The sequence below is a fragment of the Pontibaca salina genome (genome assembly GCF_016307205.1).
In the GTDB taxonomy this organism is placed as follows: Bacteria; Pseudomonadota; Alphaproteobacteria; order Rhodobacterales; family Rhodobacteraceae; genus Pontibaca; species Pontibaca salina.
In genome coordinates, this window is the sequence record NZ_JAEIJD010000015.1 from 14828 (window position 1) to 36478 (window position 21651).

At 57.1% G+C, this 21651-nt stretch carries 21 protein-coding genes; 18 read left to right on the forward strand and 3 right to left on the reverse strand.

The window, feature by feature from the left end; all coding sequences use genetic code 11:
- Nucleotides 1-18 precede the first annotated feature (18 nt).
- Nucleotides 19-1011 carry a glycine betaine/L-proline ABC transporter substrate-binding protein ProX gene (gene proX, locus JAO82_RS13290; protein WP_198686914.1) on the forward strand — a complete coding sequence of 331 codons (993 nt, stop codon included), beginning with the start codon at nucleotides 19-21 and terminating at the stop codon, nucleotides 1009-1011.
- A gap of 795 nt (nucleotides 1012-1806) precedes the next feature.
- Complete coding sequence (gene glnT, locus JAO82_RS13295; RefSeq protein WP_198686880.1) at nucleotides 1807-3174, forward strand: type III glutamate--ammonia ligase; 1368 nt, start codon at nucleotides 1807-1809, stop codon at nucleotides 3172-3174.
- Between the two features lie 308 nt (nucleotides 3175-3482).
- On the opposite strand, the gene JAO82_RS13300 is transcribed toward glnT, so the two are convergent.
- From JAO82_RS13300 to JAO82_RS13310, 3 genes are all read right to left on the reverse strand, one after another.
- The gene (locus tag JAO82_RS13300) at nucleotides 3483-4658 is read right to left on the reverse strand and encodes a glycosyltransferase (RefSeq protein ID WP_198686881.1); all 1176 of its coding nucleotides are present in this window, start codon (nucleotides 4656-4658) and stop codon (nucleotides 3483-3485) included.
- A gap of 308 nt (nucleotides 4659-4966) precedes the next feature.
- Nucleotides 4967-6091 carry a glycosyltransferase gene (locus JAO82_RS13305; RefSeq protein ID WP_269812851.1) on the reverse strand — a complete coding sequence of 375 codons (1125 nt, stop codon included), beginning with the start codon at nucleotides 6089-6091 and terminating at the stop codon, nucleotides 4967-4969.
- A 363-nt stretch (nucleotides 6092-6454) separates the two neighbouring features.
- Entirely contained in the window at nucleotides 6455-7228 is a 774-nt protein-coding gene (locus JAO82_RS13310; protein WP_198686883.1) for a DeoR/GlpR family DNA-binding transcription regulator, read from the reverse strand.
- A gap of 140 nt (nucleotides 7229-7368) precedes the next feature.
- On the opposite strand from JAO82_RS13310, the gene JAO82_RS13315 reads away from it, so the two are divergent.
- The 16 genes from JAO82_RS13315 (at nucleotide 7369) to glcE (ending at nucleotide 21641) form a co-directional block, all read left to right on the forward strand.
- Nucleotides 7369-8649, forward strand: a complete 1281-nt coding sequence (locus JAO82_RS13315; RefSeq protein WP_198686884.1) for a class-III pyridoxal-phosphate-dependent aminotransferase — start codon at nucleotides 7369-7371, stop codon at nucleotides 8647-8649.
- Nucleotides 8646-10190 (forward strand): aldehyde dehydrogenase family protein, encoded by a 1545-nt coding sequence (locus tag JAO82_RS13320; protein ID WP_198686885.1) that lies wholly within the window; start codon nucleotides 8646-8648, stop codon nucleotides 10188-10190. The genes JAO82_RS13315 and JAO82_RS13320 overlap by 4 nt, the downstream gene beginning before the upstream one ends.
- Nucleotides 10187-10798 (forward strand): BMC domain-containing protein, encoded by a 612-nt coding sequence (locus JAO82_RS13325; protein WP_198686886.1) that lies wholly within the window; start codon nucleotides 10187-10189, stop codon nucleotides 10796-10798. The genes JAO82_RS13320 and JAO82_RS13325 overlap by 4 nt, the downstream gene beginning before the upstream one ends.
- On the forward strand, nucleotides 10798-11247 hold the full coding sequence (locus JAO82_RS13330; RefSeq protein ID WP_198686887.1) for a hypothetical protein: 450 nt from the start codon (nucleotides 10798-10800) through the stop codon (nucleotides 11245-11247). Before JAO82_RS13325 ends, JAO82_RS13330 begins: the two co-directional genes overlap by 1 nt.
- Nucleotides 11244-11516: a EutN/CcmL family microcompartment protein gene (locus JAO82_RS13335; RefSeq protein ID WP_198686888.1), complete on the forward strand. Its 273-nt coding sequence runs from the start codon at nucleotides 11244-11246 to the stop codon at nucleotides 11514-11516. Before JAO82_RS13330 ends, JAO82_RS13335 begins: the two co-directional genes overlap by 4 nt.
- Nucleotides 11517-11528: 12 nt before the next feature.
- Nucleotides 11529-11819: a BMC domain-containing protein gene (locus JAO82_RS13340; RefSeq protein WP_198686889.1), complete on the forward strand. Its 291-nt coding sequence runs from the start codon at nucleotides 11529-11531 to the stop codon at nucleotides 11817-11819.
- Between the two features lie 23 nt (nucleotides 11820-11842).
- Entirely contained in the window at nucleotides 11843-12472 is a 630-nt protein-coding gene (locus JAO82_RS13345; RefSeq protein WP_198686890.1) for a hypothetical protein, read from the forward strand.
- A gap of 89 nt (nucleotides 12473-12561) precedes the next feature.
- Nucleotides 12562-13695, forward strand: coding sequence for an ABC transporter substrate-binding protein (locus JAO82_RS13350; RefSeq protein WP_198686891.1), 1134 nt, complete (start codon nucleotides 12562-12564; stop codon nucleotides 13693-13695).
- Nucleotides 13696-13760: 65 nt separating this feature from the next.
- Nucleotides 13761-14864: an ABC transporter ATP-binding protein gene (locus tag JAO82_RS13355; RefSeq protein ID WP_198686892.1), complete on the forward strand. Its 1104-nt coding sequence runs from the start codon at nucleotides 13761-13763 to the stop codon at nucleotides 14862-14864.
- Complete coding sequence (locus JAO82_RS13360) at nucleotides 14861-15712, forward strand: ABC transporter permease (RefSeq protein ID WP_198686893.1); 852 nt, start codon at nucleotides 14861-14863, stop codon at nucleotides 15710-15712. Before JAO82_RS13355 ends, JAO82_RS13360 begins: the two co-directional genes overlap by 4 nt.
- A 1-nt stretch (nucleotide 15713) precedes the next feature.
- A complete protein-coding gene (locus JAO82_RS13365) occupies nucleotides 15714-16514 on the forward strand; it encodes an ABC transporter permease (protein ID WP_198686894.1) in 801 nt (266 codons plus the stop codon).
- Nucleotides 16515-16537: 23 nt separating this feature from the next.
- Nucleotides 16538-17308, forward strand: coding sequence for a 3-oxoacyl-ACP reductase FabG (gene fabG, locus JAO82_RS13370; protein WP_198686895.1), 771 nt, complete (start codon nucleotides 16538-16540; stop codon nucleotides 17306-17308).
- 64 nt (nucleotides 17309-17372) lie between these two features.
- Complete coding sequence (locus JAO82_RS13375) at nucleotides 17373-18434, forward strand: phosphotransferase enzyme family protein (RefSeq protein ID WP_198686896.1); 1062 nt, start codon at nucleotides 17373-17375, stop codon at nucleotides 18432-18434.
- Nucleotides 18435-18597: 163 nt separating this feature from the next.
- Nucleotides 18598-18798, forward strand: a complete 201-nt coding sequence (locus JAO82_RS13380) for a hypothetical protein (protein ID WP_198686897.1) — start codon at nucleotides 18598-18600, stop codon at nucleotides 18796-18798.
- Nucleotides 18799-19038: 240 nt separating this feature from the next.
- Nucleotides 19039-20496 (forward strand): FAD-linked oxidase C-terminal domain-containing protein, encoded by a 1458-nt coding sequence (locus JAO82_RS13385; RefSeq protein ID WP_198686915.1) that lies wholly within the window; start codon nucleotides 19039-19041, stop codon nucleotides 20494-20496.
- The gene (glcE, locus tag JAO82_RS13390; protein ID WP_198686898.1) at nucleotides 20493-21641 is read left to right on the forward strand and encodes a glycolate oxidase subunit GlcE; all 1149 of its coding nucleotides are present in this window, start codon (nucleotides 20493-20495) and stop codon (nucleotides 21639-21641) included. The genes JAO82_RS13385 and glcE overlap by 4 nt, the downstream gene beginning before the upstream one ends.
- Nucleotides 21642-21651: the final 10 nt, after the last annotated feature.

Consider the following 21651-nt stretch of genomic DNA (forward strand, 5'->3'; position numbering starts at 1 on the left):
AGGGAGAAATAAATGAGAATGTTCAGATTGGGTATCGCCGGAGCGGCATCCGCGTATATTACACTTGCCGGGGTGGCTGGTGCCAGCGAAAAGCCCGGAGAAAACGTCACGGCACGCCCCATTGAGGGGACGGTGCTGGAAGAGCGGTTCCAAAACCAGATCATCTATCGCGCACTGCAAGAGCTGGGCTATGAGATAGCCGAGCCCCAGTCCGTTGAATACCAAACGATCCATTTGGCAATCGGGGCCGGAGACGGCGATTTTACCACCGTTCATTACGATCCGCTGCACGATCCTTTTTTTGAGGAATCGGGCGGCGAAGCCGCCATGAGCCGGGCTGGACACCTCATCAAGGGAGCAGTGCAGGGGTATCTGGTAGACAAAGCCTCATATGACGCAGGCATTACCAATATTGGCGCTCTCGCCGATCCTGAAATAGCGGCACGATTTGACACCAATGGCGACGGTTCTGCAGATCTGGCTGGCTGCCCGCCGGGCTGGGGCTGTGAGCGAGTGATCGAGCATCACTTGACCGAATATGGTTTGCGCGACACCGTGACCCATAACCAAGGCGCCTATAACGCAGTTATCGCGGATACAATTGCCAACCACCAGGATGGCAAGCCAGTCATATATTACACTTGGACGCCCTATTGGGTCTCTGGGGTTTTGGTGCCTGGGAAAAATGTCGAATGGCTTGAGGTTCCCTATACATCCTTGCCCGATGACCGCGCAGACAACACGATTTATGACGGAAAAAATCTGGGCTTTTCGGTGAATGAACTGCGCATTCTCGCCAATAAAGAGTTCTTGGACGCAAATCCGGCCGCCGCCAAGCTCTTCGAGCTTGCCGAGATTGATATCGATGACGTGTCAGCAGAAAACTACAAGATGCGTGAGGGGGAGGACTCGATTAAAGATATCGACCGTCACGTTGATCAGTGGATTGAGACCAACCGAAATACTTATGACAGCTGGATCGCTGCCGCCCGTGAGGCTGCAAAAGGATGATAAAAGTTGACGAGGGCATGTTGCGTTCAATCGCATAATTGACGCCACTTAAACGCAACGCGCTCGAGATCTTGAAGCGCTGCCTGAATATCCGGCGAATCGGGACTCTTCCCCGGTTCGCTCAAAACCGGGTCAATCTAAAGCGCCAGACTCTCAGGCCGGTGCCTAGTTTGATTTTATTCCAGCATAATGGTAGCTTAATTTGCGTGGTGCCGCGAATAGAGGTCGCTCCTAACCAAACCCAATCACGCCAATAGCGCATTTTAATGGAACTGTGCGCAAGTGGATGGGTTCTCTCTGGCGGCCCACGCGCCCACCAAATAACCCGGCACCGAGTGTCTCGCAACGCGGGTTAGGCAAAAAATCGCAGCCTCAACGCGAAAGCGCCGGAAACTACTATGCCCCCACTGTAGCCGAGACTGCATTCGTCATTGCTGTGCTTGCTTGCCAGTTTCGCAACCCGAATTTTCGCCGATGATCGGCAGCGACCTCCAGCGCCACCACCGGCCATGCACTAAGCTTTGCCGATGAATTCGCGCGTCTTTTACAGCAAAAACTAGACACAGCCCCAAGAATTATCAACCTGATTAACGCCCTCTTCTGAGCCAGATTGTCGCGCTGCAAAATCTTTGCTATAGGCGGTGATAGATATGATTTGGAAATCACAAAAATGACTGACAGAACATAGCTGTAAACGGTATCACAACCGCAAAAAAATAAAAAAGCTGAGTAGGCCATGCGAATGTACCCCCTGGGAAAAGGGGTATTACCACTGAACTAAGGGAGCGATCAGAAATGACGGATTCACGCGAAAGATTGAAAGAACAAGCAAAGAAAGATGGCATCGAGTTTTTCATGGCGCTGGGTACCGAGGTAAACGGAAAACCGTGCGCTTCGGTGGCACCGGCAAAATATATCGACAGCCTGCTTGATGATGGCGCGGCTTTTGCCGGATTCGCAGCCGGTGGGCTTAATCAAACCCCGGCGGATGGCGACATCGCGTTTATGCCCGAGGCATCGACCTATACCCGCATGCCGTGGCGTCCCAATATGGCGGTTTTGCATGCCTCGCCCTATGTCAAAGGAGAGGCATGGCCCTATGCCTCGCGTGTGATCCTGCAAAACCTGCTGGACAAGATCAAATCCGAGCATGGCTGGACACTCAAAACCGGAATGGAGCCGGAGTTTTTCCTGGTGCGGCGCAAAGAGGACGGCACCATCGTCATGGCCGATGCGCTCGATACCTCGGTCAAGCCTTGCTATCACGCCTATGGAATAGAACATGCGTGGCCGTTCCTCAGCAAGATGTCCCAGTATATCAACCAACTGGGCTGGGGGAGCCCGGCGGTAGATGCCGAAGATGGCAATGGCCAATATGAGGTGAATATCGATTACGCGGACGCGATGACGACCGCCGACCGGCTGATCTTCTTCCGCTATATGGCCCATGCCGTGGCTTTTCAGGACGGCCAAGGGATCATTCCGACCTTCATGGGGAAGCCATTTACAAATAACACGGGCACCGGGCTGAACACACATCTCAGCATTTGGGACGACAACGGCAACAATTTGTTCCAGGATGATCAAGATGCTCTGGGGATGTCGAAACTCGGCTATCATTTCATCGCCGGCGTTCTCAAACATTCCTTGGGCATTCAGGCTCTGATCGGATCGAACGTAAATGCCTATAAGCGCATTGGCGTGCCACACCCGTCCTCCGGATCGACCTGGACCCCGACACACATCATGTATGGGGCGAACAACCGTACAACGATGATCCGGATCCCGGCACCGGGCCGGTTTGAGCATCGCGGCGTTGATGGCGGGGCCAGCCCCCATCTTGCCACCGCTGCCATTCTGGCGGCCGGCCTTGACGGTATCGCACGGGAGTTGGACCCGGGCGAATGCCTGCAGGAAAGAAACACCTATACCATGAGCCAGAAAGAGCTGTCCGGGTATACCCGCCTGCCGGCGACCCTCTGGGATGCAGCAAATGCCCTGCAGGAAAATGAGGTGATCCGGAAGGCGTTGGGCAAGGGTCCCCATGGCGACTTTGTCGACTTCTTCGCACAAGAGAAGCGCGATGAGTTCGCCATGTACCACTCGCAAGTGACGCAGTGGGAGATCGATCACTATCTCATGGGGCCGGCGCCAATGCGGTAATACCCCTTATGGGGCAGGGCCAGAACGATACGGCCCTGCCTTACAGAGGTGGTTGCAGGATCTCGGACCAGTTGCCAAGCTTTGGCTACCGACGAAGGAAGACCCCTATGACGACGCGGAAACGCAATTCGGCTGAGTTCAAGGCCAAGGTTGCGCTTGAGGCCATCCGTGCAGAATTGACGATGGCTTCAACACCGCCATGATATGCTGTCCTCGCGGGCAATCACCAACTTCCACCTATTTCTCTCAGCATAGACATCCTGCGCTTCTTTCTTTCGGTCACTACCGACCGGCGCGTGAGCTTGCCCTCAGCCAAACGTGATCCTGTCAAGAAGCTTGCGGGCATTGATCTGATAGTCGAACTTTACGAGCGCATTGGCGCGCGCAGCCGATCCGATGCGGGCTACCAGTTCAGGCTCATCAGCCATGCGAAGTAGCAACTTTGCAATGGTCGCAACATCCTGCTGCTCGACTAGGAAACCGTCGGTGCCGTCCTCAATCATATCGGGTGTTCCCCCGATTCGCGAACAAATCACAGGTAAACCGCAAGCCATCGCTTCCATCACGGTGACCGGTGCAGCCTCGCCTTTGCCGATTGATGTCAGGGCCAAGGCATCAGCGCGGTTCAATAGGTCGAGGACGGCCGCCTCATTCAGCGCGCCCAGCATCTCCACTTGGCTTTCGAGTCCGAGTTGCCTGATCTCAGCCTCGATTGCCGCCTTCTCGGGACCGTCGCCAGCAATCTTGTAATGCATAATCCGGCCTTGGTCGCGAAGACGCGCCATTGCCCGCAAAAAGAAACGATGGCCCTTGACGTGGTTCAGTCGAGCGATTGTCGCCACGGTGAAGATCTGGTTATTCGGGCACGGACCAGGCGAAAAGCTGGCACAATTAACTCCCATCCAGATCACCGGCGCATCAGTGGCGGGACTAACCAATAGAACCTGACGAGAAAGCGGTCGCGTCACGGCCGCCACGAAGTTGGCGCGTTTCATTTTGGCAGCATGGTCGGCGCCATAAACAGGAAGGTCACCGTGCAAGGTTAAACTGTATGGCAGGTCGTCGAGAATATTCGCGAGGGCACCCAGATGAGCAGCGTTGGCACAGGAGTGAATGTGCAAGTGGGTCACCCCGGCCTTGCGCGCATCGGCGACCAGCGTGGTGGCGGAGGGGAGTAGCCCCAAGAGCTTCAGGCGCGCCTTGATCGGCGTCTCGTCGAGTCGCATTATATACGCCGAGGCACGTAGGGTACGCAAAGGATGCGTCAGAAGTCTTGCGATGAATGAGTCAATCCGTGGCGGAAATAGATATGTCGTCCGAACCATAGCTTGCTGAGCGAAAGCATGGGGGCAGGACTCAGGAGCAGGACGGCGAGTCGAATAAATGCGCACCCCTGTTCCGGCTTCTTCGAACGCACCGATTTCTCGCCAGAAGAAAGCATGAGTCTGATCTGGAAATTCGGGAACAAGGTAACCTAATGTCATTATAAAAACACTACCTTTTATTTAAAGCTATTGGAAACTTGCTCCGACTATAACTACAATTCAAAAATGAAGATGCTATGATAGGTTTCTGATCTCTGATCTAAACCCATCCTTTGGATGGGATTTGGCTTGTTCCGAGCTACTTTTTAAGCCTGCTGGTTGAGTGGGTTGATAGCATTTTCTGCCAATAGAGCAGCCCCGATGGACCGTCGCGATGACTTCTTTGGCGTCATTTTTATATAGACGGGCGAACCGCATGTTTAGGAGCAATGAACTGATGCGGTGCACAGGGGGAGGCGGCAAGGTACTCACTTTCGTTCGGCGGCTGTTTCAAGAACTTCGCTCCAAGCTGCACTAAATGCCGAGACTCCAAAATGTTGCGCTCGTGAGGGCCCTCCGTCGGCCAGATGTCGTCGAAGCGCCACATCTGCAAGCGTGCTTATAATCGCCTTGCTCAACGCGTTGGTGTCTTGAGGTGGAACCAGAACGCCATAACGCCCATTTTGCAGGATTTCCGCAGGTCCGGACGGGCAATCAAAGGCTACAACTGGTACACGACAAGCAAGTGCCTCTGCCACAACGAGTCCGAACCCTTCAAACCGCGAAGCCAGTACAAACAGCGTTGCGCGCGCCATGAAGCGATATGGATTCTCCTGAAATCCGAGAAAATGAACAGTGTCCGTAACCTCAAGCTTGGCTGCCAGTTTTTTTAGCATTGCACCTTCACCACCATCACCCAAGATAAACAGATTGTGCTTTATTCCAGCCTGAAGCGCCAAAGCGTGAGCGCGGATCAGCAGATCATGGCCTTTCTGGCGATCAAGGCGACCAACCGCCACAACCGTTGGCGCCTCAAACAGGCCCTGCATATCCTCAGGTAGGTCAACCGAAGCGGCGCTCTCAATAGCGGAAACATCAATACAGTTCGTTATGACATGTAGTCGTCCCCGGGCGCTGGGGAATGCATTGGCATGGGAACTGGCTACTCCCTGAGAGCAAGCAACGATAACCGACGCCTGTTGAAAGAAGCGGACCACCAATCGGGTTCGCCAACTCACAATCCTGGAAAAACGGCTCCAATCTGCGTGGAGCCATAACACTACAGGGCGACGCAATACCATCCCGGCAAACAGGGCGAGACCCGATGCACGTCCCTCATTTGACCCTACGATTACATCAGCACCTCGTGCCAAGCGCAACGTTTCGCAGAGATGGCGAAACAGATGCCAACGGCGATAATACCCCGTCACCCCAAAAATTATATCACCCAGCTGCTTTCTGCTAGGATCAAACTGGATCGGCAAGCGCTCGTGCACATACATACAAACCTCGAAGCGATCGCGGTCAAGCTCCTCGAGAAGTTGCAGCGACATGCGCTCCGCTCCACCGCGGTTGAAATTAGGCGCACAAAGTAATATCCGAAGTGGTTTCATGAAGTTCCACTTTAAATGTATGATTACAGCAGTTGCGAGAATTATACGTAAACGGTGCGCCTATCACACGGTCTGTGTGTAATTCCACGGCATAAACTTGATGATTTGGCTTTGCCGGTGCCCGTCCGCGATGGCGGGGGGGGGTCTGGGTCAGATAGCCGAGCGGCGTAAAAGTCGTCCACCTTTACCCTTTCTGGTGCCAGGGAGGGCGGGAGGGTTTTCACCGTGGATTTGTATCAGCAGGTTCGGCTGGCGTGTGCTGAGAGCATGAGCCAGCGGGAGGCGGTGGACCTGTCACGGTTTGATACCGCTCATTAAATGCCATTTACTGCAACAAAGCCCCTTATTCTATTATGTTACGCTTCAAACATCTCCGCTCAAGTGAACTTTTGCACCGCCTGTTTTCAGCTTATTCAACAGGTCCGCGCCGGGGTTCGCGTCTGTGACCAGATGGATACCTTCGGTCCAGCCAGTAATGTATTTTAGTGACCGGCAGTCAAATTTGGACTGATCAGCCAAGATGTACACCGTCTGCGAACATTCGATCATCGCACGATAGACTTCGGACGGACCCAGCATAGCTTCGCTCACGCCGCCGGAATCCACGCCCGATGCGCCCATAAACGCGATCGGAATATGGAAGCGTTGGATTGCAGCCAGGGTTTCAGGCCCCGTCACAAGGCCCTCCTTGCCGTCGAAAAGGCCGGGCAGGCACATGATCTGAATGTTCGCATTCTCTGACAGTTCCGAAGCGACCCGGTGCGCAGGGGTTAGAACCGTCAGCCGCCGTGTGGTGCTGCGCAGCGCGCGCGCGAAATGCAGAGTCGTTGCACCGCCTCCGACAAAGATGGTTTCCGCATCCTGTACCAAATCTATTGCTTTCCGCGCGATAGCCTGCCGCGCCGCGATATGATGGCTTAGCCGTTCGGCCAGATGTGGCTCGGACACTTGGCCGCGGACTGCACCACCATAGGTCCGGTTAATGCGCCCCGTCGCATCCAAATGGGTCAGATCGCGCCGGATCGTTTCGGATGACACATTCAGCGTATCGGCCAACTCGCTGACGCGCATAGCCGGATTGCGGTCCAGCGCCTCAAGGATCTGATCTTGTCGCCGTTCCTTCTTAGACAGTGTCATCTGCATGTCCCTTTGATTTTCCAACATTATAGCCCGTTGCCTACTAGATTCACAAAAAGAAAATGCCCGACATGCCACAAAAATGTTGCCAACCCAAGCCTCCGGGTTAATGTGGGAGTTGAATTGGGGGGGAATCACGCGTGTTCAACTACGGATTTTTCAGCTTCGAATCTAAGGATGACCTTTTACAAAGGGCCGCCGAATACTGGAATCCCGGGAAGGTGCAGTTCTGGAGCGATGCGGGCACGCCGATGGTGATCGACCGCCGTGAGGAATATTTTCTGCATGATATGTCTGGCAAGCGTCTGATCGACCTTCACTTGAATGGCGGCACCTATAATTTTGGCCATCGCAATCCCGAATTGGTGGCGACGCTGAAATCCGGTCTGGATTATTTCGACATGGGCAACCACTGGTTTCCCTCTGTCGCGCGCGCGGCCTTTGCCGAGCAACTGATCAAGACGGCGCCGCATATGCAATATGCGATCTTTGGCGCAGGCGGCGCCGAAGCAGTTGAAATTGCCTTAAAAACAGCGCGCTACGTCACTAAGCGTAAGAAGATCGTGTCAATCATCAAGGGCTATCACGGTCATTCAGGCCTATCGGTTGCCACCGGGGATGAGCGGTTTTCCAAGATCTTTTTGGCGGACCGCCCGGAAGAATTCCTGAATGTGCCGTTCAATGATCCCGATGCGCTGGAGCAGGTGCTGAAGAAAGGCGATGTCGCCGCCTTCATCATCGAGACGATCCCGGCGACCTATGGGTTTCCGATGCCGGATGATGATTACCTGCGCGAATGTCACCGCATTTGCCGCAAATACGGCACACTTCTCATCTCGGACGAGGTGCAGACCGGGCTGATGCGCACCGGCGTGATGTGGGGCTGGCAGGGCTATGGTATCCAGCCTGATATCATGGTCTGCGGCAAGGGTCTGGGTGGTGGGATCTATCCCATTTCGGCATGCCTTGTGACCAAGGAATGTGGCGGTTGGCTGACCGAGGACGGAGCGGCGCATATTTCCACCGCAGGCGGTGCCGAGCTGGGTTGCCTCGTCGGTCACAAGGTGATCGAGATGCTGCACCGCCCCGAGATCATCTCGAACGTACATTTCGTGACGGATTTCTTCGCCGCCGGGATGCAGGAAATGATGGCGCGCCACAGCGATATCTTTGTCGGCGTGCGTCAGCGCGGGGTGGTTCTGGGGTTGGAGTTTGACCATCCCGAGGGCGCTGTGGCGGTGTCGCGCGCGCTGTATGAAAATGGCGTCTGGGCGATCTTCTCATCGCTGGACAAGCGCGTGCTCCAGTTCAAGCCGGGCGTGATGCTGACCGTGGATGTGTGCCAGGAAATCATGGACCGCTTTGATACGGCGATGCCACGCGCCAGACAATTGTTAAAGACGATGAGGACAGCCGCATGAGCGCCGATCCAAACGCCGCGCGCTTGGTCGTTCCTGACCCCGCGATCGCGACCGCCCATATGAAGATCAGCCGCGCCCATTGGGCTGTGCGCCAGTTCGGGAAAGCAAACCGCGTGACGGTTCTGAAAGTGGCCGAGGCTGTAGCGCGCGCAGCCCATGTCAAGGCCGGGCACTATGCCGACTGGGCCGTGCGCGAGACCGGCTTTGGCGTGGTCGAGCACAAGAAGTTAAAGAACGAGCTTAGCACCCTGCCGCTGCTAGATTATTACCGCGATCTGGACTTGGTCAGCGCCCGCATTCTACCTGATACGAAGATGGTGGAACTAGCCAAACCTGCCGGCGTGATCTTTGCTCTAACGCCCGCGACCAACCCGATTGCCACGCTCTATTACAAGGCGATGCTGGCGATTCTCAGCCGCAACGCTATCGTGTTCAGCCCGCATCCTGCAGCCCGGGAATGCAGCCTTGATGCCGCAAAAACACTAGCCGATGCTGCCGAGTCTGCTGGCGCGCCCGCAGGACTGATCCAGTGTGTTGAGGATCCTTCGGTCCCGCTGGTGCAGGAAATCATGGCTTCTGACAAGGTTGCGGTAATCATGGCGACAGGCGGTGGGGCGATGGTGCGCGCGGCCTATTCCTCGGGCAATCCTGCGATGGGTGTGGGTCCGGGCAATGCGGTGGCCTATGTTGATCCCACAGCTAAGGTGGATGCGACCGCGAAACGCCTGGTGGACAGCAAGAGTTTTGACAATTCGGTGCTTTGCACCAATGAAAGTGTGGTTCTGACGCTGGACGCAAATCGCGGCAATATGGAGCGCGCGTTGCGCAGTGCAGGTGCGCATCTGTGTAATGCGTCCGACACCGACAAGTTGCGCGATTACCTCTTTACCGATCACGGCTTCAATGTGGCGGCCGTCGGCAAATCCGCAACTTGGATCGCAGACAAGGCAGGTATCCGCGTCAGCCCTTCGGCGCGTATCCTCGTGCCGGTCATCACCGCGCCGGGGCAGGACGACAAGCTGTTCCAAGAAAAGTTGTGCCCGGTTCTGACCCTCGCCTCTGCCGTAGATTTCCGGCAGGCGATGACCATCGCCGCGCAGATTCTCAAGCGGGGCGGCGGCCATTCGGCGGCTTTCCATGGCGAGGCACCGGACCGGTTGCTACAATTTGCCGATATGCTGCCGGTCTACCGCGTGGTCGTCAACGCGCCATGCAGCCAGGGCGCAGCAGGTTTTGCCACACATCTGCCACCGTCTTTTATGATTGGTACCGGCTTTGCCGGGCGCTCGTCGGTGGGCGAAAATGTCGGACCTCAGCATTTGGTGCACTGGACGCGCATCGCCTATAATAGCGATGCCTCTGTGCCGTTTGAAAACTTCGATCTGTCAGCTCTGGACAGCAAACAACCCAATCAGCCCGCAAATCTCCATGTCGCGTCCCGCGCGCCCGTCGCGCCCAATGGGTTGCCCGACAGTGACCGTGACATGCTGCGTCAGCTGATTTTGGAAGAGCTCAGAGGGCTGACCGGAGGACAGAAATGACCGATCTACGCGCCTCAATCTTTATCGACCAGCTTCAGCCGCAAACGCTGGCCTATCTCAGCACATGGATGCGTGGCTCCTTGCCGCGCGCTCGTATGGCTGCGCAGATCGTCGAGATTGCACCAGGCCTTGATATCGAGGCCCTGACCGATGTTGTGCTAAAATCGGCCGATGTGCGCGCGGGTCTTTTGGTGGTTGAACGTCAGTTCGGGACGCTTCAGTTCCACTCGCGCTCTACCGCCGAGGTTCAGGCTGGCGCGGATGCGGTGATGCAGCAACTGGGGCGAACGGCGAGCGATATCGCGCCGCCAAAAATCCTGGCGTCGAAGATCGTCACCAATATCGAAAATCAACACGCATTCCTGATGAACCGCAACAAAATGGGTTCGATGGTTCTGGGTGGGGAATCCGTCTATCTGCTGGAATGTCAGTCAGCGGCCTACGCAGTTATGGCCTGTAATGAGGCCGAAAAAGAGGCCGATATCAAGGTCATCGACATGCGCCCGATAGGCGCCAATGGCCGGCTTTATCTGGCCGGGACCGAAGCGGATGTGCGCAATGCGCGCAACGCCGCCGAAGGCGCGCTGCGCGCGGCGGGAGCCGAGTGATGACGGCACTGCGCGATGAAATACGCGCTATCCTACGCGAAGAGATCGCGGCCCTGCGCCACGAAATCGCGGCGGGGCCTGCGCCCGAACAGGTCCAGATCAGCGGCAGCGCTGATCTGGACCGATTCGCGCGCGATCTGGTGCTGCGTGCGCAGTCCGATCCGGATTTTGCCACCGCCGTCACCAGCGGTGCGCAGCGCTTCGCGCTGTCGGGTGCCATGCCACCAGCACCAGCCCATACCTACGCGCCGCAGCCCGTGGCCAGCTACGCGCCCGTGCCCCGCACCAAGGCGGTGGAACTGACCAAGACGCTGGTGACCGAGCGTGACATCGAAGCGCTGGACCAAAGCGCCAAGGTGCTGCGCGTACCGAAAAAATGCCGCCTCACGCCGCTTGCCAATGACGAAGCACGCCGCCGGGGCATCAGGATCGAAAGGTTTGCAACATGATACGCGCAACCGTAACCGGAAAAATCTGGTCCTCGCGCCGGATCGAAACCATGCCGACTGGTGGGTATCTAGAAGTCGAAACCGAGACCGGGACGCGCTTGATCGCCTTCGATCCGCTGGGGTGCGCCCCTGGCGAGGCCGTGCTGATCACCCAAGGGTCGGTGGCTGCCGCCTATTTCACGGATCGCACGGCGGCGATCGATGCGTTGATCATCGGGTCTATTGATGACGAAACACCCAATAAATCCGGCAAAGGCCGGAAAAGCTAAAGGAGAGAGTAAATGGCAAATCTTGCACTCGGGATGATCGAAACTCAGGGCTACGTGCCGGCGCTGGCGGCGGCGGATGCGATGGTCAAGGCGGCGAATGTTGAAATCGTCGCCCGTAACGAAGTCGGCGGCGGCTTGGTGTCGGTCGTCGTGCGCGGCGATGTGGGCGCGGTCAAGGCCGCAACCGAAGCCGGCGCCGAAGCGGCCAGCCAGGTCGGCGACGTCACCGCCGTGCATGTGATCCCGCGTCCCCATGCCGATCTGGGCAAACATTTCGACGCTGCCAAAGACGCGGCACAATAAGCACCTGAAGCCGGAGCATTTTGATGACTGAATTGCGTGTCTATCTGCCGATCGAGGATCTGCAACCGCAGTTCGCGGCCTATCTTTCCTCGCCGACGCGGGCGCGGGGGTATCCGCCCTTTACCGGGCAGAACTCGCTGATCATCGAGGTGGCTCCGGCGCTGGCGATCCATCGCATCACCGACCTGGCGCTGAAGGAAACCCCGGATATGGAGCCGGGTATCCTGTTCACTGAGCGCCAGTTTGGCTTGCTGGAACTACATGCCGACGACATGAAAGATGTCGAGGTCGCAGGCCGGGCCATCCTTAAGGGAATTAACGCCAAACCCGAGGATCAACTGGCGCCGACGATCCTTTATCATGATATCATCGAAGACTTGTCGGACCAGCACGCGATCATCCTCAATCGCTCGCGCGACGGCTCGATCCTGATCCCCGGTGTGGCGCTTTTGATCTACGAAATGGCCCCCGCCCTTTTTGCCTGCGTCGCCGCGAACGAGGCCGAGAAGGCCGCACCAAACGCCACCATCAACGACGTTCAAATGATGGGTGCCACGGGCCGCATCTTCATGTCCGGTTCGGTGCGCGACATGGAAGTGGCCCGCGCGACAATTACCAATTGTCTAGAAAGCATCGAGGGACGCAAGAAATAGATACGACCTGTCGGTACCCGCTAAAAAGCGCCGTTAGAGCGCAGTGTAGCCGACATCAGCGATAACCAACAATCTCGGGAGGATTGATTATGACACTTTCAAGACGACAGTTTACTGTCGGCGCCAGTGCGTTGCTGGGTGCCGGTAGCCTGATGGGAGCGCGCGCAGCCTATGCGGCGCGCAATAACGAGCTAAACATCCTGTGTTGGGAGGGCTATAATTCCGAACAGGTGCTGGGGCGCTATCGGGACATGCACCCCGATGCCACCGTTCGCGCTGAAAGCGGCACCTCTGATCCCGACATGATCAACAAGCTGCGCGCCGGCGAGGTGCGCGTGTGGGATCTCATCAACGTCAACCAGCCTTGGGCGCGTAGCCAACTTTATCCCGCAGGTCTGATCCGGCCCATGGATAAGGATCGCTTCATGCCCTTTTTCGACAAGATGCTCCCCGAATTCGCCGATCCCTATCCGCTGGCCTTTGCCGAAAACGGTGACCTGCTGGGAATGCCGCAGCGTTATGGCCCGTTCTCCTTTGTGGTTAACACCGACAAGATCAGCCGCGAGACGGCCGAGGACGAGGGCTGGAACCTGTTCTTCGACGAAAAGATGAAGGGCCGCTTTGGCCTTCTGACCTATGACAACTGGAATATCATCCACTTGGCGATGGCCTCAGGGTTAAACCCGTTCCAAGCGATCGAGGGCGATGACCAGCTGAAATTCAAAAAGACCGCCGAGTATATTTTCAGCAATGCGCGCCTGCTGACCGATGATTTGGTGGCGATGAACACCGCGCTGATCAATGGCGAGATTGACGCCTATTTCACCGGCGGCGTTTATACTGCTTCGCCCGCGCGGTTTGACGGACTGACCAATGTACGAGCGATCACGCCCAACTCCGGGCCGGTCGATGGCAAGGGCGGTTGTGTCTGGATTGAACTGACATCGGTGGTCAACAATCCCAACCCCTCCGAACTGGCACAGGATTTCTTGGAATTTGTGCAGACGCCTGAAATTGCCCATGCGGTCGCCTTTACCGAAGGCACCTACAACCCCGTGGCCCAGATGGGCAACGAGGAGGTCATGGCGCGCTTTACCCAGGACGAGTTGGACGCGATCCAGATGGATAGTCTGGCCGAAGATATGGCGAAATCTGCCGATTACGAGGTGGTCACGTCCTATGCTGACCTGATCGACATCTACACCCAGGCGCGCCGCAGCTGAGTGGCATCGGCAGGGTGGCGGTCTGCCCGCCATCCTGCACCAATTCCCCTGATTCGGAGACTTAAATGCCCGCTAACCCAATTTTGCGCCTGAAATCCGTCCGCAAGACATTCGGGCACTTTACGGCCCTGCACGGCATTGACCTAGCTATCGAGGAGGGTGAATTTTTTACCATCGTCGGCCCGTCGGGCAGCGGTAAATCCACCATCATCCGGCTGCTGGTCGGCATGGACGAATTGACCAGCGGCGAAATTTGGCTGCGCGACAAGCGCATTGATCAGATACCAGCCAATCTGCGCCCGACCTGTATGGTGTTTCAATCTCTGGCGCTGTTTCCGCATATGTCGGTGGGTCAGAATATTGAATTCCCCCTGAAACTGCGCAAGATCGACCCGGCCAAGCGCAAGGCGCGCGCTATCGAACTGCTGCAGCTTCTGCACCTGCCCGCCAGCTATTATGACAAGCGTGTCACCGAATGTTCAGGTGGCGAACGGCAGCGGGTTGCTCTGGCTCGCGCGCTGGCCTTTGACCCTGAAATTCTGTTCTTTGACGAACCGCTTTCCGCGCTGGATTACCGCCTGCGCAAAAGCCTTGAGAAAGAACTGAAAGATCTGCACGCGCGAACCGGAAAAACCTTTGTCTACATCACCCACTCTCTGGAAGAGGCATTGGTGATGTCCGACCGTATCGCCATCATGAAATCGGGCCGGTTCGAGCAGATCTCGGACGCCGATGAGATCTACTCCAAACCCGTTTCGCGTTTTGTGGCAGAATTCATGGGCGAGGTGAATCTGTTCCAAGTGACTGCCTCCGACGGGCGGATCGAGGGGGCGGGGCTGATAGCCGCTCCCGGAGATGCGACCAGCACCATGGCAGAGCGGATCACCGCCGCGCGCGATGCCACCCTGATGATCCGCCCGGAATACGTGCAATTTCTTGCTGACGGCCAAGTCGCAGATTTTGAGATTTCCGGCACGCTGAATGGCATCTACGCCTTGGGTTCGCGGATTCACTATGAGGTCAAGACCGGGAGCGGACAGATCCTCACAGTCGAGAAACTGCGAGAAGATCGGTATGACGGCAGCCAAGGCGATACAGTGCGTCTTGGGTGGAGCGCAGCCAGCGCGCATGTGATCGAGGACACCCCGTTCGAGGAGAAGGTCGCATGAAGCGCCTGGACGGGAAATTGGGCACGTTGGCATCGCTGCCGATGCTGGTGGTTCTGGCGCTTGCTTTTATCGCGCCGCTGGGTTTGGTCGCGATCTTTTCCATCCTGCCGGAAAAGGTCTTCAGCATCGTCAATATGCCTAATTTTTCGGCGTTCAAGACGATGGTCAATCAGGGCTATTACAAATCGTTGCTGTGGTCGCTGTTCATGGCATTTGCAGCCTCGACGATCCTGTTCATTATCTGCTGGCCGCTGGCCTACGGCATGGCCAAAGTGTTCAAACGCTTTGCGCTGATTATCACCATTGCCGTGGTGATGAGCCTATTCGTTTCGGAAAACATCCGCCTCTTCGGCTGGGTTTTGACCTTGATGAAGGGCGGGCTGATTGAGGGCTATCTGCGCCACTGGACCGGCGTTGGATTTGAAAGCCCGCTTTATAACGTGGGCATCATCATATTTGGCATCGTCTATGTGTACCTGCCATTCATGCTGTTTCCGCTGGCGCAAGGCATCTCGATGGTGCCCGAGGACGCACGGCAGGCGGCGCGCGATCTGGGCGCGACGCGCTGGCAAGTGCTGACGCAGATTGACTTACCGCTGGCCGCGCCGGGGATCATGGTGGGCTATCTGCTGACCTTCGTTCTGGCAGCCGGCGCGATGGCCGAGGCGAAAATTCTAGGCGGCCGCGCGGTGATCGCGATTGCCGATGACATCCAGACGGCCTTTACCTACGGGCAAAACTGGCCGCTTGGATCGGCGCTATCGATGGTGCTGATCGTGCTGATCGGGACGCTTGCGATCTATGGCATCGCCAAGATCGACCTGGACAAAATCATGGGCAGGGACTGACATGGGAACCTCCCGCACAACCCGCATCGCATTGACGATCTACGGCATCATTATCATTGCTTTTCTCTATCTGCCGCTGGTTTCGGTTGCCTTTGCCTCGGTGTCCAAGGCCCGTTACCTGACGTTCCCGATCAAGCGCTACTCGACCGGCTGGTTCAGCGAAGCGCTGGCCAGCACCGAGGTGCGTATGCTGGCGCTGACATCGCTGAAGATCGCGGTGATCGTCACCATCCTGTCGATGATCATCGGCTTTTTCGGGGCACTGGCCTTTGCCCGCTATCAGTGGCGCTATCGCTCACTATTTCAGAAGCTGGTGCTTCTGCCAATCTTTTTCCCGCAGACGGTGCTCGGGCTTGCACTGCTGATGTGGTTCAATTCGCTCGGCATCATCCCGTCGTGGAAAACCGCCATCGTCGCGCATCTGGTCTGGATCGCCCCCATCGCCACGCTGATTGTTGCCATCCGCGCCTATAGTTTCGACCCGGCGCTGGAAGAAGCCGCCCGTGATATGGGCGCCTCAACCCCAGTTATCCTGCGCGAGATCACGCTGCCGCTCTTGATGCCGGGTATCGTTGCGGCGGGGCTGTTTTCGTTCCTGCTGAGCTGGGGAAACTTTCCGCTATCACTGTTCACCACGGGTGCGGATTCGACCCTACCAGAATGGCTCTATGCGAAAATGGTGTCGGGCTATTCGCCGCTGGTACCGACGCTGGGCATCCTGTCGGTCATCGGGTCGTTTCTGCTTGTCATCGCCGCCCTAGCGGGGCTGGCAATCTATCGGGCGCTGCGCCCGCAAAAATGAATCAAGCATAAGGGAGGAAAATCATGCTGACATCCATTAAAGGCAAAAGCGTCATCGTCACCGGTGGCTCCAAAGGTATCGGGCGCGGCATCGCGCAGGTTTTTGCGGCGCAGGGTGCCCAGATCACGCTGATCGCCCGTGACGAGGCCGCGCTGAAGACAGCCGCTAGCGAAATGGGCGATCATGTGCGCTATGATATTGCCGATGTGGGCGACTGGGACGAGATAAAGGCCGCGGTGGACCGCACGGCCAAGGTCCAGGGCGGATTGGACATCATGTGCGCTAATGCGGGCTATTTCCCGCAGACCAAGATTGTCGATATGAACGTCGAGGAGTGGGACAGCGTCATGGCCTGCAACTTGCGCTCGGCCTTTCTGGCGGTCAAGGCGTCGATCCCCTATTTCGAGACGGCCGGCAAGGGCCGCGTGGTCTTGACCTCGTCGATCACAGGTGCTGTCACCGGGTTTCCCGGCTGGTCGCATTACGGAGCTTCCAAGGCCGGGCAGCTTGGCTTCCTGAAAACAGCGGCGATGGAGCTGTCGCGCTACAATACCACCATCAACGCAGTAATGCCCGGAAACATCTATACCGAAGGGCTGCAAGGGCTGGGGCAGGATTATCTGGACACGATGGCCGCCTCGATCCCGCTCAAACGGCTTGGTGCGGTCGAAGATATCGGCAATGCCGCGCTGTTCTTTGCCTCGGACGAGGCTGGGTACATCACCGGACAGCAGATGATCGTTGATGGCGGGCAGATCCTGCCTGAATCTCTGGAAGCAATCGGAGAAATCTGACCCAGAGTGGGGCCGCCCCACACGCGGCCCCAACCATTTGCAGATCATGACAAAGGGAGCGATCATGGCTCAAACAGATATGCCTCTGGCAGAACTCTTGATTCATCTGGGCAGGTTAGCGCAGCAATCGCTTGTCCTGTGGGACATGCCTAGCAATGCCCATTCGCGGCTGATCAACGTGTCGGAAAACGCCACCTATCTGGTCGAGGCCGATGGAGGCTACAAGGCGGTCCTGCGGATTCATCGCGAGCAGTATCACACCCGCCGCGCCATTGAATGTGAACTGGCCTGGATTGCCGCCCTGAAAGAAGCGCGCGCGGTTGTCACTCCCGACAGCTATACTGGAAAAAACGGAGAGGTCATTCAGGAGGGCCGTATCGACGGGCTGGAGAACCCGCGGTTCATGGTTCTGTTCGAGCATGTTGAAGGTACGCAGCCCGACGAGGCCGGCGATCTGGTCGGCCCGTTCGAGGAGCTGGGCGAAATTGCTGCGCTGACGCATGAGCAGTCAAAGGTTTGGCAGCGCCCTGCGAATTTTGAAAGACTGGTGTGGAATGTTGACACGGTTTTTGGCGACACCCCCAATTGGGGAAATTGGCGCGATGCACCAAATGTGACACCCGATATCGCTGAGGTGCTGGAGGCGGTCGAAGCGCGCATACGCGAGCGGCTAGATGCATTTGGCACGAGCGATGATCGCTATGGCCTGATCCATGCGGATATGCGGTTGGCCAATCTGCTGACCGGCCCGAACGGCACCCGCCTGATCGACTTCGACGATTGCGGGTTTGGTTGGTTCCTTTACGACTTTGCGACTGGCATCAGTTTTATGGAGGACGACCTGCGCGTGCCCGCGCTCAAGGCAGCATGGATACGCGGCTATGAAAAGGTCCGCCCATTGAGTGACCCCGAAAAGGCCGAGATCGACACCTTTATCATGCTGCGCCGGATGGCGTTGCTTGCATGGATCGGCAGTCATATCGAGGCACCCGAACCGCAGGCGATGGCATCCTATTTTGCGCAGGTGACAGCCGAATTGGGCGCTGACTGGCTGGCGGAAACCTCCCCCCAGCGCCAAGGAGGGTCTGAACACCTAGCCATGGCGCAAAAAAGCGGCTTTTCTTGAAAATATGGGAGGCGCTATCGAGCGTAAAACATGTAGTCATACCTCTATGCAGGCTACGGTCTGCGCCCAAATTTCTCGGATCGTATTGTCGCTTGTAAGTTCAGCGCTGTGGATGATCCCGAGCGCCTGAGAGGTTGGAAAGCGGCTGATGTAGGTGTTAGTTTTGCAGGGCCTGATCACCGCGCCCGCCCATGTGGTGATCAAGGCGGCCGTTGAGTTCACCGACATCAACCAAACGGGGCAGTTCATTGTGCTGATCTGTCTTAACAGCCAAGCGCCGCCGGTGCCGAAAACCCAGGCGGCATTCAGTCAGGGGCGCACCAGATTCTGCTTTGGCAGCGCGTTCCGGGACGACTGGACATAGTTTCCATAAGTAACGCAAGTACGTCAGCGGCTTCGGCGCTTGGGCCTACTGGTCGCGCAGGGGTGTCGAGGATTCTTTCTGGCTTTGGCGCAGCTTTGAGGGCAACCTTTGGGCCGAAGCGCTCGAAAACTAGTTGCAATTTGATATCTTACTTATATATGTGTGATATGTTAGGGTGTTGGGTGCGGGCTAACCATCTCTCGTAATTGCCAAGAGGAAAAAATCAAGCCGATGTCTAGCATAGAGATGCCGGAGCCTGATGCCCGGGTTTTGGGCAACCGCGATGCCATTCTGAAGGCTTTAGCCGAGGCACTGCCCGCCGACGGACTGATTACCGATCCGCACCAGACACTGGCCTATGAGTGCGATGCGCTGACAGCGTATCGCTGTCCGCCCCTCGCCGTTATTCTGCCAGCGACCACCGAAGAGGTGTCGCAAGCCCTCAAGATCTGTCACCAGCTTGGCGTCAAAGTGGTGCCGCGAGGGGCAGGAACATCCCTTGCCGGCGGATCGTTGGCGACGGCCGATAGCGTCATTATCGGCACCTCGCGGCTGCGTGATACCATCGAAGTGAACTACCCGGACCGCTATATTCGTGTGCAGACAGGCGTTACCAATCTTTCGGTGACCCAATCTGTCGAAAATGATGGCTTCTTCTATGCCCCCGACCCTTCTTCGCAATTGGCCTGTGCCATTGCCGGTAATATTGCCATGAATTCAGGCGGCGCCCATTGTCTGAAATACGGGGTGACAACAAATAACCTGCTGGGGGTGACGCTGGTTTTGGCCGATGGTGAGGTCGTCGAGCTTGGTGGCGCACATATGGATGCGCCGGGGCTGGATATGCTCGCGCTGATCTGCGGATCTGAAGGCCAACTTGGTATCGTGACCGAAGCCACCTTGCGTATCTTGCCCAAGCCGGAAGGCGCGCGCCCAGTCTTGATTGGTTTTGACGATGCCGAAACAGCGGGCGAATGCGTCGCGCAAATCATCAAATCCGGTGTGCTGCCTGTCGCTATCGAATATATGGACCGTCTCTGTATCCAGGTGGTCGAGGATTTCACCGCGGTTGGCTATCCGCTTTGCGAGGCGCTGCTGATCGTTGAGGTTGAAGGCTCCGAGGCAGAGATTGCAGTTCAAATCGAGCGCATTGAGAAAATTGCTCTTGCGCTTGATCCGCGCGAGTTCCGCGTCAGCCAGAGCCTCGAACAGAGTGAGCTGATCTGGAAGGGCCGGAAATCCGCTTTCGGCGCCATGGGGCGTCTTAACGACTATCTCTGTCTGGACGGCACCGTGCCGGTCTCGGCGCTGCCGCTAACACTCAGGCGGATCGGGGAACTCGCACAGGAGCACCAGATGGAGGTGGCGAATGTCTTCCATGCGGGTGACGGCAATATGCACCCTTTGATCCTCTATAATGCCAATCTGGAAGGTGACTTTGAGCGCGCCGAACAGCTTGGCGCGGCAATTCTGAAGCTGTGTGTCGAAGTCGGTGGCTGTCTGACCGGCGAACATGGGGTCGGCATCGAAAAACGTGACCTGATGTATGAGCAATTCTCGCCCGACGATCTGGAGGCTATGATGCAAGTCAAAGATGTATTCGATCCAGACTGGATGCTTAATCCTGCCAAGGTCTTTCCACTCAACGCCAGTGCCGCACGCCGCAGTCTTATCGCAACCCAAGGTGCCGCCAAATGAATGCCGCGATAACACCATGCAGTGAAGCGGAACTACAGGACGTTGTGAAGGAAGCGGCCAGCCAAAGCGCGCCGTTCCGGATCAGCGGCGGCGGAACCCGCGCCAACATCGGCCAGCCCGTTGCAGGACAGACCCTGTCAACCAATGCGCTGTCGGGCGTGGATCTCTACGATCCCGGTGCGCTGACCCTGGTCGTAGGGGCGGGAACCTCGATTCAGGACATCGAGGATACCCTTGCCGGTGAACAACAGATGTTGGCTTTTGAGCCAATGGACCATCGCAGCTTGCTGGGGACCAATGGCGCCCCAACAATTGGGGGGGTCGTCGCCGGAAATGTCTCCGGGCCCCGTCGCCTGCAAGCCGGTGCCTGTCGTGATGCCTTGCTTGGCGTGCGCTTCGTTGACGGGCGCGGTCGACAGCTGAAAAGCGGCGGCCGCGTTATGAAGAATGTCACCGGCCTTGATCTTGCTCGACTGATGTGTGGCGCTTTCGGAACCCTTGGCGTGCTGAGCCAAGTGGCCCTGAAAGTTCTGCCAAGGCCTGAACGCGCGGCCACGCTTGTCATCGACAACCTTGCAGATGCCGCAACGGTCAAGGTTTTTTGCAAGGCATTGAGCACGCCCTTTGAGGTTTCTGGGGCCGCCAGTATCGACGGGCGGGCCTATTTGAGACTTGAAGGATTGGATGTTCAGGTCGGCGATCGGCTCACGCGTCTGCGCGAATATCTCGACGAAGGCGGCGAGGTAATCGACGGGGATGCACATCACGCGCTCTGGCGCAATATCCGCGATGTGCGTCATTTTGCAGATACTGGCGGATCAATCTGGCGCGTGTCGGTGAAACCGACGGATGCGCCGCGTCTCTTGACCACGGTCCAGCGTGAACTTGATGCGAAAACATCGCTCGATTGGGGCGGGGGGTTGGTTTGGATCCAGGTGCCGCAGGAAACCAGCGAATCCGCCGCAGGTGTAATTCGCAGCGCGATCGGTCAGGGCCATGCGACCCTTATTCGTGCCAGCACTGAATTGCGCCAAAAGACGCCGGTATTTCAGCCTGAATCAGCGCGATTGACAAAAATCAGTACCCAATTGCGCGCGCAGTTCGACCCCCACAACATTCTCAATCCGGGCCTGATGGCAGCCTGAAGGGCAGAAA

What these genes read in the sequence shown, in the direction of transcription:
- proX (WP_198686914.1), top strand. Translation starts at nt 19, where the DNA reads ATGTTCAGATTGGGTATCGCCGGAGCGGCATCCGCGTATATTACACTT.
- glnT (WP_198686880.1), top strand. Translation starts at nt 1,807, where the DNA reads ATGACGGATTCACGCGAAAGATTGAAAGAACAAGCAAAGAAAGATGGC.
- JAO82_RS13300 (WP_198686881.1), bottom strand. Translation starts at nt 4,658, where the DNA reads ATGACATTAGGTTACCTTGTTCCCGAATTTCCAGATCAGACTCATGCT.
- JAO82_RS13305 (WP_269812851.1), bottom strand. Translation starts at nt 6,091, where the DNA reads ATGAAACCACTTCGGATATTACTTTGTGCGCCTAATTTCAACCGCGGT.
- JAO82_RS13310 (WP_198686883.1), bottom strand. Translation starts at nt 7,228, where the DNA reads ATGACACTGTCTAAGAAGGAACGGCGACAAGATCAGATCCTTGAGGCG.
- JAO82_RS13320 (WP_198686885.1), top strand. Translation starts at nt 8,646, where the DNA reads ATGAGCGCCGATCCAAACGCCGCGCGCTTGGTCGTTCCTGACCCCGCG.
- JAO82_RS13325 (WP_198686886.1), top strand. Translation starts at nt 10,187, where the DNA reads ATGACCGATCTACGCGCCTCAATCTTTATCGACCAGCTTCAGCCGCAA.
- JAO82_RS13330 (WP_198686887.1), top strand. Translation starts at nt 10,798, where the DNA reads ATGACGGCACTGCGCGATGAAATACGCGCTATCCTACGCGAAGAGATC.
- JAO82_RS13335 (WP_198686888.1), top strand. Translation starts at nt 11,244, where the DNA reads ATGATACGCGCAACCGTAACCGGAAAAATCTGGTCCTCGCGCCGGATC.
- JAO82_RS13340 (WP_198686889.1), top strand. Translation starts at nt 11,529, where the DNA reads ATGGCAAATCTTGCACTCGGGATGATCGAAACTCAGGGCTACGTGCCG.
- JAO82_RS13345 (WP_198686890.1), top strand. Translation starts at nt 11,843, where the DNA reads ATGACTGAATTGCGTGTCTATCTGCCGATCGAGGATCTGCAACCGCAG.
- JAO82_RS13350 (WP_198686891.1), top strand. Translation starts at nt 12,562, where the DNA reads ATGACACTTTCAAGACGACAGTTTACTGTCGGCGCCAGTGCGTTGCTG.
- JAO82_RS13355 (WP_198686892.1), top strand. Translation starts at nt 13,761, where the DNA reads ATGCCCGCTAACCCAATTTTGCGCCTGAAATCCGTCCGCAAGACATTC.
- JAO82_RS13360 (WP_198686893.1), top strand. Translation starts at nt 14,861, where the DNA reads ATGAAGCGCCTGGACGGGAAATTGGGCACGTTGGCATCGCTGCCGATG.
- JAO82_RS13365 (WP_198686894.1), top strand. Translation starts at nt 15,714, where the DNA reads ATGGGAACCTCCCGCACAACCCGCATCGCATTGACGATCTACGGCATC.
- fabG (WP_198686895.1), top strand. Translation starts at nt 16,538, where the DNA reads ATGCTGACATCCATTAAAGGCAAAAGCGTCATCGTCACCGGTGGCTCC.
- JAO82_RS13375 (WP_198686896.1), top strand. Translation starts at nt 17,373, where the DNA reads ATGGCTCAAACAGATATGCCTCTGGCAGAACTCTTGATTCATCTGGGC.
- glcE (WP_198686898.1), top strand. Translation starts at nt 20,493, where the DNA reads ATGAATGCCGCGATAACACCATGCAGTGAAGCGGAACTACAGGACGTT.